The organism is Streptomyces sp. MMG1121, assembly GCF_001280015.1.
Taxonomy (GTDB): Bacteria; Actinomycetota; Actinomycetes; order Streptomycetales; family Streptomycetaceae; genus Streptomyces.
This window is the reverse complement of the sequence record NZ_LGDV01000118.1, coordinates 102,656-116,037: the sequence shown is the minus strand read 5'-3', so window position 1 is coordinate 116,037 and position 13,382 is coordinate 102,656. Positions and strand designations below refer to the sequence as shown.

Genomic DNA, 13,382 nt, shown 5'->3' with positions numbered 1-13,382 from the left:
GGCAGGGTTACGGCGCTACGGCGCTACGGCCAGAGCAACGTCCTGCTCCATCCGGACCCCGCCCTCCGGTACTCCAGCCGTACATGCCGTCGCTCCGGGTCCCCCTGGAAGAACTCCACGGTCTCGGGGCGCAGCCGGTACAGCGTCCAGGTCGGGGACGGCTCGGCCGGGTTCGCCCGGGCCCGGTCCCAGGCCGCCTCCGATGCCCGCCGCAGTTCCTCGACCGAGGACAGTTCCTCGCTCTGGCGGCCGGTGAGCGCCGCGGCCAGCGCGCCCGTCGAGCGTGCGTGCAGGTCCGCCTGGCTCTCGCCGGACGGCGCCGTCGTCACCGGCCCGCGCACCCGCACCTGGCGGCCCAGCACCGGCCAGTAGAAGGCCAGGGCCGCGTACGGATGCGCGGCGAGGGCACGGCCCTTGCGGCTGCTGTCGTGCGTGGCGAAGGCCCAGCCGTCCGCGTCGGCGCCGTGCAGCATCACGATCCGTACGTCGGGCTCGCCCGCCTCGTCCACGGTGGCCAGCGACATCGTGTGCGGCTCCGGCTGCCCGGCCGCCACCGCGTCCGCGAACCAGCCGGTGAAGAGCGCGAGGGGGGCGGCCGGGGCCGTGTCCGGGTCGAAGGGGCGCAGGTCCGTGACCTCCGGGTCCCATACCCGCAGCGGCCTCAGCAGCGCGTGAAGATCCGTTTCCATGCCCCGAGTATCGCGACGAGGACCAGGGCCCGCGGCCACCCGCCCCGGTCAGCGGCCAAGGACCACGGTCCCGGCAGAGCAGAACCAGCCGCCCGTCCCCGAGGCCACCCCCAGCCTCGGCACCTGTCCGTCCCGCGTCCGCACCTGCCGCTCCCCGCCCTCCCCCCGCAGCTGCCGCACCGCCTCCACCAGCAGGAACAGGCCGCGCATGCCCGGGTGTTGGGCCGACAGGCCGCCCCCGTCCGTGTTCACCGGCAGCTCCCCGCCCCGCACCAGCAGCCGCCCCTTCTCCACGTACGCCCCGCCCTCGCCCTTCCCGCAGAAGCCCAGGTCCTCCAGGGTCACCAGGGTCATATAGGTGAAGGCGTCGTAGATCTCCGCGAAGTCGATCTCGGACGGACGTACTCCGGCCCGTTCGAGGGCGAGCCGGCCGCTCACCGCCGCAGGTGAGACCGTGAAGTCCGGCCACTCGGACATCGCCGCGTGCGAGACGTGCTCGCCGGTGCCGAGGATCCAGACGGGGTCCGTGCGGCAGTCCCGTACGTACTCCTCGGCCGCCAGCAGGACCGCCGCGCCGCCGTCCGAACGGATGCAGCAGTGCAGCTTGGTGAAGGGGTCGGCGATCATCGGGCCGGCCAGGACGTCGTCGACCGTGATCGGATCGCGGAACATCGCCTCCGGGTTCAGGGCCGCGTTCGCCCGGGCCTGCACCGCGACCTCGGCCAACTGCTCGACGGTCGTGCCGTGTTCGATCATGTGGCGGCGGGCGGCCATCGCGTACTTGGCGATCAGCGTGTGGCCGTAGGGCGCCTCGAACTGGAGCGGACCGCGCGCGCCGAAGGAGAGGTCGCCCGTCCGGCGGCCCGCCTTGACGTCGGCCCGGGCCGTCGAACCGTAGACGAGCAGGACGGCGTTCGCGTGGCCCGCCGCGATCGCGTCCGCCGCGTGCGCCGCCATCACCTCCCAGGTCGAGCCGCCGACCGAGGTGGAGTCCACCCAGGTGGGGCGCAGGCCCAGATACTCGGCGACCTCGACGGGGGCGAGCGTGCCGAGCCCGGCGGAGGCGAAGCCGTCCACCACCTCGCGGTCGAGCCCCGCGTCGGCCAGGGCGCGGCGGGCCGCCTGTGCGTGCAGGGTGTACGCGGTGGCGTCGGCCACCCGTCCGCAGTCGGCGAGGGCCACCCCGACCACGGCGACTTTCCGGCTCCCGGGGGCCATGAGAGGCCTCCTTCCCCTGTGCATATCGTTCCGGCACTCCTAATATGACGGTCCGTCAGATCCGGAGGGAAGAGCCATGGACGCCCGCTTCACCGCCGAACAGGACGAGATCCGCCGTACCCTGCGCGAACTCCTGCACAAGCGCTGCGGTCCCGAGGAGCTGCGCGCCGCCCTCGGTGCACCGGCCGGACACGACGGCGCCCTGTGGACCGCCCTCGCCGATCAGCTCGGCCTGCCCGGGCTCGCCCTGCCCGAGCGGTACGGCGGGGCCGGCGGTACGGTCGCCGAACTGGCCCTCGCCTGCGAGGAGACCGGCCGGGCACTCGCCCCCTCCCCGCTGCTCGCCACCTGCGTCCTCACCGCCCCGCTCGTCCTCGCCCTGGGCACGGAGGCCCAGCGTGCCGAGCTGCTGCCCCGGCTCGCCGCCGGTGCCCTCACCGCCACCCTTGCCGTCCCCGGCCCCGCCCTGGCCACCGCGCTGGCCCTGACCGGCGACAACGGCGCGTTCTCGGCCGGCGGCGGACGGGCCGGCGGCGTCCAGGCCCGGCACACGGCGGACGGCTGGCTGCTGTACGGGCAGGTCGACCAGGTGCTGGACGGACACGCCGCGGCCCTGCTGCTCGTCGCCGCCCACACCGGCGGCTTCGCCCGGTCCCGGACGCGGCTGTTCCTGGTGCCGGGAGACGCCCCGGGGGTCGTGCGCGCCCGGCAGACCGCCCTCGACGCCACCCGGCCCCAGGCCCGCGTCCAGTTGCGGGACGTGCGGGCCGAGGTGCTGGGGGAGGGGGGTGGTGAGGGGCAGTCGGGGGACACGGCCGAACTGTCCGCCCTCGCCGCCCTCGGGGACTCCGTCGCCACCGTGCTCGCCTGCGAGGCCGTCGGGGCGGCCGGCCGGGTGCTGGAGCGGACCGTGGAGTACGCCGGGCAGCGCGAGCAGTTCGGCCGGCCCATCGGCTCCTTCCAGGCGGTCAAGCACCGGCTGGCGGACGTGTACGTGGCGGTGCAGGCGGCACGCTCGGCCGCGTACTACGCCGCCTGGGCGACTTCACGGGGGGAGCGGACGGGCGGGCTGGCGCTCGCGCAGGCGCTGGAGGCGCTGCGGGGGGCCGCCGCCGAAGGCATCCAGCTGCACGGCGGGATCGGCTTCACCTGGGAGCACGACGCCCATCTGTACTTCAAGCGGGCGGCCGGGGACGAGCTGCTGTTCGGTCCGCCGCACCGGCTGCGGGACCGGGCCGCCGAGACCGCCGGGCTGTTCGGCGCCGGGGAGGTGGCCGTCTGATGGCCGGTCTCGGTGTCCGCCTCGTCCAGCGGGTCTCCGCCACCCGGACCTTCGCGAAGGTGGCCCCGCACGTCGTCCCCGCGCTCGACCGGACCGTGCACAAGCTCACCCGGGGCAAGGTGCTGCTCAGTGCCCAGATGCTGCCCGGGGTGATCCTCACCTCGACCGGAGCCCGCAGCGGACAGCCCCGCCGGACCCCGCTGGCCTGCATGCCGGAGCAGGGGGGCAAGAGCTGGCTGCTGGTCGGCTCCAACTTCGGACGCACCGGGCATCCGGCCTGGACGCACAATCTCCTCGCCCGTCCGGACGCCTCGATCAGCTGGAAGGGCCGGGACGTCCCGGTCACGGCCCGGCTGCTCACGGGGGAGGACCGCGCGGTGGCCTGGCGGGCGGTCCTGGCCTTCTGGCCGCCGTACGCCGCGTACCAGGGGCGGGTGACGAGGGAGATCCGCCTGTTCCGGATCACGGTGCGGTAGCGCTCCGCAGGGGTGCGGCGAACGGCGCGCCCCGCCACGACGGGCCCGCGGTCGACGACGGCCGGACCTACAGCGTGGCCAGCCGCTCCACCAGCAAAAACGCCCCGATCCCCAGCATCGCCGCCCCTGACGTCCGGGTCACCGCCCGAGCCGCCGCGGGCCGCGCGGCGAGCAGCGCGCGGGCGAGGACGCCCACGGTGGAGTAGACGGCCGCGCAGCACGCCATGTGGAGCAGGCCGAGGGCCGCCGTCTGGGCCGGGACCGGCAGATGGGCGCCGCGCAGGGTGAGGAACTGCGGGAGGACGGAGAGATAGAGCAGCAGGCCCTTGGGGTTCAGGCCGCTGATCGTGGCGCCGCGCAGGAAGAGCCGCCCCTCGCCGGCCGCCGGGGTCTCGTCCGCCGCCCCGGGTAGCGCCGGGCGGCGCAGCACTCCCCACCCCAGCCACAGCAGGTACCCCGCGCCCGCCACCGTCACGGCCGTCAGCAGCTGCGGCGAACCCGCGACCAGGACCGCCAGGCCCGCCGTCGCCAGAGCCGTGTGCAGGGCGTACCCCGAGACCAGGCCCGCCACCGCGCGCGGCACCGAGCGGCCGCGCAGCGCGGTCGCGATGACGTACGCCCAGTCGGCGCCCGGCACGCAGACCAGCAGCAGGTCCACGGCGAGGAAGGAGAAGAGCAGTCCTGAGTCCATGTCGGGGACATTAGGCGTGAATGGCTCGAAAGTGTTCCTGGAATTTGCTCGTCAGTCGAGGTTTTGGAGGAAGATCTGCCTCATGGACGACATGGACCGGAAAATCCTTGCCGAGCTGCAGCAGGACGGGCGGCTGACCGTGACCGAGCTGGCCGCACGGGTGCGGCTGAGCGTCTCGCCCTGTCACCGGCGGCTGCGCGAGCTGGAGCGCTCCGGGGCCATCGAGGGCTACCGGGCGGTGGTGGACCCGGCCGCGCTCGGGCTGAACTTCGAGGCGCTGGTCTTCGTGTCCATGCGGCAGGAGGACCGGGACACGGTCGCCGAGTTCGAGCGGGCGGTCACCGAGCTGGAGCACGTCCTCGACGCCCAGCGGCTGTTCGGCGAACCCGACTATCTGCTCCGGATCGCCACCGCCGACCTCGCCGCCTTCCAGCGGCTCTACGACGACCGGCTCGCGACCCTGCCGGGAGTGCAGCGGCTGACGTCGACGCTGGTGATGAAGCACGTCGTACGGGACCGGCCGCTGCCCGCAGAGCAGAGCAGGCGGTGACCCAGCCGCTCGGCGCGGATGGACCACCGCCTGCCAGACAGGACTTGGGGGCCGCGACGGGGCCCGGAACGGGGGTCTGGAAAAAGAAGGCGTGGGCTACTTGCTCGGCTTCTTGCCGGTCACGCCCAGGTGTACCAACAGGGCGAGGTTCGGCTTGAGTTCGGCCTGCTTCACACCCCAGGACTGGAAACCCTTCTGGTGTGCCGCCACCGCCGCGAGCATCGCGACCAGCGAGCCGGCCACCGCCGCCGGGTTCACGTCCTTGTCGACCCTGCCCTTGGCCTGCAGTTCGGCGATCGAGTCCGCGAGGGAGTTGTTCACCGAGTTAAGGATCTTCATACGGAGCTTGTAGAACCGTTTGTCCCCCTCGGCCGCGCCGAGGTCGACCACCCGCAGGATCGCGTCGTTCCTGCGCCAGAACTCCAGGAATCCGTCCACGAGTTCCTGCGCGGTCTGCCATCCGGACTTCCCGGCCCAGGACCGCCCCTCCAGCAGCGCGGTCAACCCGGCGCCTTCGGTGGCCATTTGCTCGGCGATCTCCAGGACGGCGCCCTCGACGTCCGGGAAGTACTGGTAGAAGGTCGCGGGCGAAGTGCCCGCCTTCCGGGCGACATCGATGACCTTGACATCCCGGTAGGGGGAGGAGCTGAGCATCTCGCTGAGGCAGTCGAGCAGCTTCTGCCGGGTCGCCTGCCCTCGCCGGCCGGCCACGCGGCCGTCGACGGTACGCACTTGTCCTGTCATGCCGTCAGCTTACCGAGGGGTGATCGGAGCGCGATTCGGCCGAGTGCAAATGGGGTGCACGGGGGCTCTGAGGGTGGTGTGCCTGGTCTGCGGGGTGCGCGCGGCCCGGTTACTTTGGCCGCATGGCCGAAAACAGGGCATCCGCGAATGATGAGGCGGAAGAGACGGATGAGGCGGATGAGGTGGTAGAGGCGGAACTGGTCGAGGTGGGAGAGCCGGAAGGGGTGTACGGGGAGGGGGTGCCCTGCTGGGTGGACGCCCAGCTTCCCGACGTCGAGGCGGGCAAGCGGTTCTACGGTGAGCTTTTCGGGTGGTCCTTCGAGGCGGTGTACGGCTCCTCGGTGTGGGCCCGGCTGGCGGGAGAGACGGTCGCCGGGCTCGCGCCCAAGACCGACGGCCGTATGCCCACCGTCTGGACGGTGTGCTTCGCCACCCCGGACGCCGAGGCGCTCACCCGGCGGATCACGGCGGCCGGCGGACAGGTCGTGATGGCCCCCACGGCGCTGGACGACCTGGGCACGGCGGCCCTCGCCGCCGACCCCGAGGGCGCGGTGTTCGGGCTGTGGCAGGCGGGCAGCCACCGGGGCTTCGCGCGCCGGCACGAACCCGGCACCTTCGGCTGGGCCCAGCTGTACACCCGCGACACCGCCGCCTCCGACGCCTTCTACGGCACCCTCTTCCACGACGCCCTCTTCGGCTCCGGCGCCGAGCCCGACTTCGGGCGGGCCCACGTCACCGAGGTCTTCCCGGCCGAGATGCCCCCGCACTTCCTCGTCCACTTCCGGGTCGCCGGTCTGGACGACGCCCTCGGGGCCGTCCGGCGGCTCGGCGGCCGGGTGCAGGCGCCGCCCTTCGAGACGTCGTACGGACGAGTGGCAGTCGTCACCGACAATCAAGGGGCGTCGTTCGCACTACTGAGTCGATGATTCATCCGCTTTGATGGGAGACACCCCGATTTTTCACCGGGTTCGCAACCAGCCGCCCAGCCAGGAAGAATCAGGGTGCGTGCCGCCATGGCGGTGCGGTGGTGAGACGCTGCACGTCGGTCGCGTACATATGGGGTGGCGCGGCCAGTACGGGGAGGTGGCAGGCAAGTGGTGGATCAGCTGACACAGCACGATCCGCGGCGGATCGGGCCGTTCGAGGTGCTGGGCCGGCTGGGTGCCGGCGGCATGGGGCTGGTCTATCTCGCGCGCTCGGCGTCCGGCCGGCGCGTGGCGATCAAGACGGTGCGCACCGAACTGGCCGAGGACCAGCTGTTCCGCGTCCGCTTCACCCGTGAGGTGGAGGCGGCCCGCGCGGTCTCCGGGTTCTACACGGCGGCCGTGGTCGACGCTGACCCGCGCGCCGCCGTGCCCTGGCTGGCCACCGCCTACGTCCCCGCGCCCTCCCTCGAGGAGATAGTGAACGACTGCGGGCCGCTCCCGGCCCAGGCCGTGCGCTGGCTGGCGGCGGGCGTCGCCGAGGCCCTCCAGTCCATCCACGGCGCGGGCCTGGTCCACCGTGACCTGAAGCCCTCCAACGTGCTCGTGGTCGAGGACGGCCCCCGGGTGATCGACTTCGGCATCGCCTCCGGGGTGTCGAACACCCGGCTGACCATGACGAACGTCGCCGTCGGCACCCCCGCCTACATGTCCCCCGAGCAGGCCAAGGACTCCCGCAGCGTCACCGGCGCCAGCGATGTCTTCTCGCTCGGCTCCATGCTGGTGTTCGCCGCCACCGGACACCCGCCCTTCCACGGCGCCAACCCCGTCGAGACCGTCTTCATGCTGCTGCGCGAGGGCCCGGACCTCACCGGTCTGCCGGACGAGCTGCGCCCGCTGATCGAGTCCTGTATGCAGATGGAGGCCACGGCCCGGCCCAACCCCGCCGACCTGCAGGCCCAGCTCGCCCCGCATCTGTTCGGCTCGGGCTCGGACGACAGCGGCACCGCCTCCGCCTGGCTGCCCGAGAAGGCGGTCGCGCTCATCGAGTCCCGGCGTGGCGGCCGCCCCGCCGTCAAGCCCGCCCCGGTCACCACCGGCGGCCCGCGCAGCGGCGACCGGTCCGCCGTACCCCCGCTGCCCCCGTACGACCCGCCCGGCCCCGTCGGCGTCCCCGACACCGGACCGGTCCGGCTGGCCGGCGCCCAGGTGCCCATCGGCCCCGGCCCGCGCGTCGCCGACGCCCGCGCGGCCGCCGTCAAGGCACCCCCGCCGGAGGCCGGCCTGGTCGCCAGCTGGTCCCGCCCGCGCCCCGGCCTGGCCGGCGCCGACCCCGCCGCGCCGCCCGTACCGCCCCAGCCCCCGGAGACGGCGAGCGGCTGGCGGCCCTGGCGGTTCCGGATGTCCAACGACGTCTGGGGCACCCCCGCCGTGGCCGGCGACCTGGTCTACGTCACCTCCTTCGAGGTGCACGCCCTGGACGTGGCCACCGGCCGGCGCCGCTTCAAGACGCGGGACGTCGCCTGGTCCACGGCGGTCGCGGACGGCCGTGTCCACGCCTCCGACGGCCCCACCCTGTTCGCCCTGGACGCCCGCGAGGGCACGGATCTGTGGCGGCTGTCGACGGACGCCTGGGTGTACTCCCTGAAGGCCGACCACGGCACGGTCGTCACCGGCACCCGCGGCGGCGGCGTCCAGGCCTGGGAGGCCGCGACCGGGCAGAAGCTGTGGGAGATCACCGGCTGCCAGACCGACTTCGAGTCCCCCGAGTCCGGCCCGCTCGTCCACGACGGCACGGTCTACGTCTGGCAGGACGCCCGGCTGCGCGCCCTGGAGGCCCGCACCGGCGAGGAGCGCTGGGCGTACCCCGTCGGCGACGCCGCGTCCTGCGGCGGGGTGCCCGTCCGGCTCGCCCCGGCCCCCGACGGCTACGTCTACGTCTGTGCCGGCACCCGCGTCCTCGCGATCGAGGTGGCCAGCGGGATGGTCCGCTGGCACTTCGAGGCGCCCGCGGTCTTCCTCTCGCCGCCCGCCTTCACCCCGGGCCCGGCCGTCACCGGCGGCGGGGTCTACCTCGCCGACTACCTCGGCACGGTCTACGCCCTCGACGCCACCGACGGCCGCGACCGCTGGCGCATCGCCACCGAGGCCCGCTCGTCGATCGAGCCGGTCCTGGTCGCCGCCGGGCATGTGCACGTCGGCAGCGGCAAGGCCCTGTACACGCTGGACGCGGTCACCGGCACGCCCAAGTGGCGCTTCCAGGCGGGCGGTGACGTCGTGGGCGCGCCCGTGGTGGCCGAGGGCCGTATCCACTTCGGCTCCACCGACCATCTGCTGTACACCCTCAAGGCCGACGACGGCCGGCTGCGCTGGAAGCTGGCGACGGGCGGCGAGATCACCGGTTCCCCGGTGGTCGACGACGGCGTGGTGTACGCGTGCAGCAAGGACCGGTGCGTGTACGCGCTGGACGCGGAGAAGGGCACGGGCACGGCACGGACGGCGTGACGGCGAGGTGTGCGACGGCCGTCGTACCGGTTGTCACGGAAAGGGCTCCAGACGGCGGCCGTCCCAGGGCTGACGCTACCCCGGGTGCCGAACCCCCGCCACGCGGCCGGCCCCGCCGGACGGGGATGGCGCCGCTCCGAACATCCGCGGGGGCACCCGGTGGACCCGCGGGCCCGCCCCGAGTGACCGCCGGGCTCACCGCACCCGGAACTCGCGCCGCCGCCCCGCGAACAGCTCCGCCTGCCCGCCGGCCGGGAGATTGCCCAGCGCGATGAGATGCGGCGCCTGTGCGAACGCCTGCGCCAGCGCCGCCTCGCGCGCCGCCCACAGCGCCCGCACGGTCCCCTGCACACCGTCCGCCGGATACGCGGCGATCGCGGTGGCACAGCGCACGGCGGCGGCCAACGCCCCGCCCTCCTCGGTGACTTCGGAGACCAGGCCGATCTCCAGGGCCCGCCGGGCGGAGAGCCGCTCGGCGGTGCCCATGAGCATCATCCGCGCCACCTCCCCGTATGGCATCCGCGCGGCCATCAGCATGGACTCGTAGGCGCTGACCATGCCGTACGAGGTGTGCGGATCGAAGAAGACGGCGCTGGGGTCGGCGACGAGGAAGTCGCACTCCCCGAGCAGATAGAACGCACCCCCGCAGGCCGCCCCGCGCACGGCGGCCACCACCGGCTTCCACAGGTCGTTCGCCTTCGGCCCGATCGTCAGCAGGGGATCGTCCTGCATGTACGGCGACGAGGGCTGCGGTACGACGACGTCCCGGTCGATCCCGGTGCAGAACGCCCGCTCCCCGGCCCCGGTGAGCACGACGGCCCGTATGCCGTCCTCGACCCGCAACTCCCGCCAGACACGGGAGAGTTCGGCCGCCATCTCCAGGTCGACGGAGTTCAGCCGCCCGGGCCGGTCCAGTGTGACGACGGCGATCCCGCTCTCCTTGTCGGCCGCCACCCCGACGGTGCTCACGCGAGCACCCACTGCGGCAGCCCACCGGAGAAGACGACGTGCACCCGGGCGCCGACCTTCAGGCGTCCTGGGGCAACGGAGTCGAGGGGAGCGCCGGCGTGGCTGACCACATTGCCCACGAGCCGGATGCGCGGGGCGTCCTCCAGTTCCACGACGACGACGTTGTAGGGCGCCTGTTCGGCGTACTCGGGCAGCAGCGGCGGATGCGGGACGACGTACGACCACACGCGCCCCCGCCCCGACACCGCACGCCACTCAGTGGCGAAGGACTGGCACTGCGGGCAGCAGGGGCGGGGCGGGAAGCGGGGCTCGGCGCAGTCGGCGCAGGCCTGGACGCGCAGTTCACCGCGGGCCGCGTACTCCCAGAAGGGGGCGCCGTCGGTGTCGGTGACGGGGGTCAGCATGCTGGGTCAGCTCCTCAACAGCAGGGCCGACGTGGGTACTCCCTCGCCGGCGGTGACCAGGCAGGTGGCGGCGCCGGGCACCTGGGCGGTACTGGTGCCGCGCAGTTGCTTCACGCCTTCGTTGATGAGGTTGAAGCCGTGGACGTAGGCCTCGCTGAGCCCGCCCCCGCCGGTGTTGAGGGGCAGCCGCCCCCCGATCTCCAGTGCGCCGCCCTCGGTGAACGCGCCGCCCTCGCCCCTCCCGCAGAAGCCGTACCCCTCCAGGGAGAGCGGTATGAGGGCGCTGAAGGCGTCGTAGATCTGGGCGACGTCGACGTCCTCAGGGGTGAGGTCGGCGTGCTTCCACAGATGCCGGGCGGCGGTCCAGGCGGGTCCGGTGAGCGGGTCGTCGTTCCAGTAGTTGACCATGCCGTGGTGCTGGGCGGGCAGCCCCTGGGCGGCGGAGTGGACGTAGACGGGGGTGCGGCGGCAGTCCCGGGCCCGCTCCTTGCCGACGATGACGCAGGCGAGGGCGCCGTCCGTCTCCAGGCAGTTGTCGAAGAGGCAGAGCGGTTCGCTGATCCACCGGGAGGTCATGTACATCTCGCGGGTCAGCGGCCGTTCGTACATCACGGCTGCGGGGTTCTGGTTGGCGCGGTTGCGGCAGGCGAGGGCGACGTTGAACAGGTGGTCGCGCGTCGCCCCGTACTCGTGCATGTACCGCCGCGTCAGCATGGCGATCTCGTCGGCGGGCCGCAGCAGCCCGAAGGGCCGGGTCCACTGGGCGGGCGTGGGCAGTTGGACGGTGGTGTTGGTCCACGGCCGCGGCCCGCTGCCCCGCTTCCGCGACCGCCAGGCGACCCCGACGGAGGCCTGCCCGGAGGCGATGGCGGCGGCGAGATGCGCGACGGTCGCACAGGACCCGCCCCCGCCGTACCCCACCTTGCTGAAAAAGGTCAGGTCCCCGAACCCGACGGCCTTGGCCAGCTCGACCTCGTCGGTCTCCTCCATGGTGTAGGAAGCGAGACCGTCGACCTCGCCGGGCGTGATCCCGGCGTCCTCGAGCGCGGCGAGCACCGCCCGGCAGGCAAGGGTCTTCTCGTCCTCCGGCAGCTGCTTGGCGAACGAGGTCTGCCCGATCCCGACGATGGCGGTGGCGTCCTTCAGTCCTGCGACTGGCATGGCGTCCCCCTCATAGCGTCCTGACAGTCCGTCAGATTACAGCTAATCTGACGGGCAGTCAGCTAGATGCGTTGGGGGAGGGCCGTCGTGGGCGAGTGGAACACCATCCCGGAGCTGGTGCGGTGGGCGGCCGAGCGGTACGCGGACGCCGAGGCCGTGGTCGAGGGCCGGACCAGGATCACGTACGCCGAACTCGGCGCCCGCGTCGAACGCGCGGCGGCGGCCTGCGTGGCGAGCGGAGTGCGGACCGGCGACCGGGTGGCGGTCTGGGCGCCGAACTCCCCGGACTGGATCGTCGCTGCCCTGGGCGCGGTGACGGCGGGCGCGGTCCTCGTCCCGCTGAACACCCGCTTCAAGGGCGCGGAGGCGGCGGACGTGCTGCGCCGCAGCGGGGCGCGGCTGCTGTTCGTCACGGGCACGTTCCTGGGCACGTCGTACGTGGCGTCGCTGCGCCGGGCGGCGGGCGAGGGGGTCCCGACGGGGCCGGGCCCGCTCCCGGCCCTGCCGGAACTGGCGGAGGTGGTGGTCCTGTCGGACGACGCACCGCCGGACTTCCGGACGTGGAAGGACTTCCTGGCGGAGGGGGAAGGGGTGCCGTCAGCCGAAGTGCACGTACGCGCAGGCGAGTTGGAAGGGTCGTCCCTCTCGGACATCATCTACACCTCGGGTACGACGGGCCGCCCCAAGGGAGCGGTGATCACGCACGCGCAGACGCTGCGGGCGTACGAGATCTGGTCCGACCTGGCGGGCCTGCGCCCCACGGACCGCTACCTGATCATCAACCCCTTCTTCCACACTTTCGGCTACAAGGCGGGAGTGATCGCCTGCCTGATGCGCGGGGCGACGATGGTCCCGCAGCCGGTGTTCAACGTGGGGACGGCGCTGGCGAACATAGCGGCGGAACGCATCTCGGTCCTGCCCGGCCCGCCGACCCTCCACCAGTCACTGCTGGACCACCCGGCCCGGGACACGCACGACCTCTCCGCCCTGCGCCTGGTGGTGACGGGAGCGGCGGTCGTACCCCTGCTCCTGGTGGAACGCCTGCGCGGTGAACTCGGCGTGGACACGGTCCTCACGGCCTACGGCCTGTCGGAGGCGAGCGGCATGGTCACGATGTGCCGCCGGGGCGACGACCCGTCACTGATCGCATCGACGTCCGGCAGGGCGATCCCGGGCACGGAGGTGAGGGTGGCGGACGCGGAGGGCACGGCACTGCCGGCCGGCACCCCGGGCGAGGTGCTGGTCCGCGGCTTCAACGTCATGCGCGGCTACTACGAGGACGAGCGGGCCACCGCGGAAGCGATCTCCCCGGACGGCTGGCTGCGCACGGGTGACGTGGGCGTCCTCGACGAGGCGGGCAACCTGCGCATCACGGACCGGATCAAGGACATGTTCATCGTCGGCGGCTTCAACGCCTACCCGGCGGAGATAGAGCAGCTCCTCGGCCTCCACCCGGACGTGGCGGACGTGGCGGTGATCGGCGTACCCGACGCCCGGCTGGGGGAGGTCGGCAAGGCGTACGTGGTGCGCAGGCCGGACTCGGTGCTGACGGAGGCCGACCTGATCGCCTGGTCCCGCCGCGAGATGGCGAACTACAAGGTCCCGAGGGCGGTGGAGTTCGTGGGGGAACTGCCGCGGAACGCGAGCGGGAAGGTGGTGAAGAGGACCCTGCGAGGGAGCTGACGGGGCGGAGGGGAGCTGAGGGGAGGTTGGCGGGAGCCGAGGGAGGCCGGGCAGGGCACTCAAGGCCCGGCCGGCCCCGTTCCCGAC

13 protein-coding genes are annotated in these 13,382 nt (G+C 73.2%); 6 read left to right on the top strand and 7 right to left on the bottom strand.

The window, feature by feature from the left end; translation table 11 throughout:
* Window positions 1-23: 23 nt before the first annotated feature.
* Entirely contained in the window at window positions 24-689 is a 666-nt protein-coding gene (locus ADK64_RS11600) for a pyridoxine/pyridoxamine 5'-phosphate oxidase (RefSeq protein WP_053657796.1), read from the bottom strand.
* Between the two features lie 48 nt (window positions 690-737).
* Window positions 738-1,907, bottom strand: a complete 1,170-nt coding sequence (locus ADK64_RS11595) for a thiolase C-terminal domain-containing protein (protein WP_053657794.1) — start codon at window positions 1,905-1,907, stop codon at window positions 738-740.
* A 76-nt stretch (window positions 1,908-1,983) separates the two neighbouring features.
* On the opposite strand from ADK64_RS11595, the gene ADK64_RS11590 reads away from it, so the two are divergent.
* Window positions 1,984-3,189 (top strand): acyl-CoA dehydrogenase family protein, encoded by a 1,206-nt coding sequence (locus ADK64_RS11590; RefSeq protein WP_053657793.1) that lies wholly within the window; start codon window positions 1,984-1,986, stop codon window positions 3,187-3,189.
* Window positions 3,189-3,665: a nitroreductase family deazaflavin-dependent oxidoreductase gene (locus ADK64_RS11585; RefSeq protein WP_053657791.1), complete on the top strand. Its 477-nt coding sequence runs from the start codon at window positions 3,189-3,191 to the stop codon at window positions 3,663-3,665. Before ADK64_RS11590 ends, ADK64_RS11585 begins: the two co-directional genes overlap by 1 nt.
* Window positions 3,666-3,732: 67 nt before the next feature.
* Here ADK64_RS11585 and ADK64_RS11580 read toward each other — a convergent pair whose 3' ends face one another.
* Window positions 3,733-4,356: a LysE family translocator gene (locus ADK64_RS11580; protein WP_053657789.1), complete on the bottom strand. Its 624-nt coding sequence runs from the start codon at window positions 4,354-4,356 to the stop codon at window positions 3,733-3,735.
* Between the two features lie 82 nt (window positions 4,357-4,438).
* Between ADK64_RS11580 and ADK64_RS11575 the strand changes: the two genes are divergently transcribed.
* Window positions 4,439-4,906: an Lrp/AsnC family transcriptional regulator gene (locus ADK64_RS11575; RefSeq protein ID WP_053657787.1), complete on the top strand. Its 468-nt coding sequence runs from the start codon at window positions 4,439-4,441 to the stop codon at window positions 4,904-4,906.
* Window positions 4,907-5,002: 96 nt separating this feature from the next.
* On the opposite strand, the gene ADK64_RS11570 is transcribed toward ADK64_RS11575, so the two are convergent.
* Window positions 5,003-5,650 (bottom strand): TetR family transcriptional regulator, encoded by a 648-nt coding sequence (locus tag ADK64_RS11570; RefSeq protein ID WP_078992612.1) that lies wholly within the window; start codon window positions 5,648-5,650, stop codon window positions 5,003-5,005.
* 251 nt (window positions 5,651-5,901) lie between these two features.
* Here ADK64_RS11570 and ADK64_RS11565 point away from each other — a divergent pair, with 251 nt between their 5' ends.
* Window positions 5,902-6,576 (top strand): VOC family protein, encoded by a 675-nt coding sequence (locus ADK64_RS11565; protein WP_053658227.1) that lies wholly within the window; start codon window positions 5,902-5,904, stop codon window positions 6,574-6,576.
* Window positions 6,577-6,744: 168 nt separating this feature from the next.
* Window positions 6,745-9,078, top strand: coding sequence for a serine/threonine-protein kinase (locus ADK64_RS11560; protein ID WP_053657784.1), 2,334 nt, complete (start codon window positions 6,745-6,747; stop codon window positions 9,076-9,078).
* A gap of 195 nt (window positions 9,079-9,273) precedes the next feature.
* On the opposite strand, the gene ADK64_RS11555 is transcribed toward ADK64_RS11560, so the two are convergent.
* Genes ADK64_RS11555 through ADK64_RS11545 form a run of 3 tightly spaced genes read right to left on the bottom strand, consistent with a single transcriptional unit; the run spans window position 9,274 to window position 11,612 of the window.
* Window positions 9,274-10,047, bottom strand: a complete 774-nt coding sequence (locus tag ADK64_RS11555; RefSeq protein ID WP_053657782.1) for an enoyl-CoA hydratase/isomerase family protein — start codon at window positions 10,045-10,047, stop codon at window positions 9,274-9,276.
* Window positions 10,044-10,451 carry a Zn-ribbon domain-containing OB-fold protein gene (locus ADK64_RS11550; RefSeq protein WP_053657780.1) on the bottom strand — a complete coding sequence of 136 codons (408 nt, stop codon included), beginning with the start codon at window positions 10,449-10,451 and terminating at the stop codon, window positions 10,044-10,046. The genes ADK64_RS11555 and ADK64_RS11550 overlap by 4 nt, the downstream gene beginning before the upstream one ends.
* A 6-nt stretch (window positions 10,452-10,457) precedes the next feature.
* A complete protein-coding gene (locus tag ADK64_RS11545; RefSeq protein ID WP_053657778.1) occupies window positions 10,458-11,612 on the bottom strand; it encodes a lipid-transfer protein in 1,155 nt (384 codons plus the stop codon).
* A gap of 87 nt (window positions 11,613-11,699) precedes the next feature.
* On the opposite strand from ADK64_RS11545, the gene ADK64_RS11540 reads away from it, so the two are divergent.
* Window positions 11,700-13,295, top strand: coding sequence for a FadD3 family acyl-CoA ligase (locus ADK64_RS11540; protein WP_234384541.1), 1,596 nt, complete (start codon window positions 11,700-11,702; stop codon window positions 13,293-13,295).
* The last annotated feature ends 87 nt before the right edge of the window (window positions 13,296-13,382 follow it).

What these genes read in the sequence shown, in the direction of transcription:
- ADK64_RS11600 (WP_053657796.1), bottom strand. Translation starts at nt 689, where the DNA reads ATGGAAACGGATCTTCACGCGCTGCTGAGGCCGCTGCGGGTATGGGAC.
- ADK64_RS11570 (WP_078992612.1), bottom strand. Translation starts at nt 5,650, where the DNA reads ATGACAGGACAAGTGCGTACCGTCGACGGCCGCGTGGCCGGCCGGCGA.
- ADK64_RS11580 (WP_053657789.1), bottom strand. Translation starts at nt 4,356, where the DNA reads ATGGACTCAGGACTGCTCTTCTCCTTCCTCGCCGTGGACCTGCTGCTG.
- ADK64_RS11550 (WP_053657780.1), bottom strand. Translation starts at nt 10,451, where the DNA reads ATGCTGACCCCCGTCACCGACACCGACGGCGCCCCCTTCTGGGAGTAC.
- ADK64_RS11585 (WP_053657791.1), top strand. Translation starts at nt 3,189, where the DNA reads ATGGCCGGTCTCGGTGTCCGCCTCGTCCAGCGGGTCTCCGCCACCCGG.
- ADK64_RS11590 (WP_053657793.1), top strand. Translation starts at nt 1,984, where the DNA reads ATGGACGCCCGCTTCACCGCCGAACAGGACGAGATCCGCCGTACCCTG.
- ADK64_RS11575 (WP_053657787.1), top strand. Translation starts at nt 4,439, where the DNA reads ATGGACGACATGGACCGGAAAATCCTTGCCGAGCTGCAGCAGGACGGG.
- ADK64_RS11595 (WP_053657794.1), bottom strand. Translation starts at nt 1,907, where the DNA reads ATGGCCCCCGGGAGCCGGAAAGTCGCCGTGGTCGGGGTGGCCCTCGCC.
- ADK64_RS11545 (WP_053657778.1), bottom strand. Translation starts at nt 11,612, where the DNA reads ATGCCAGTCGCAGGACTGAAGGACGCCACCGCCATCGTCGGGATCGGG.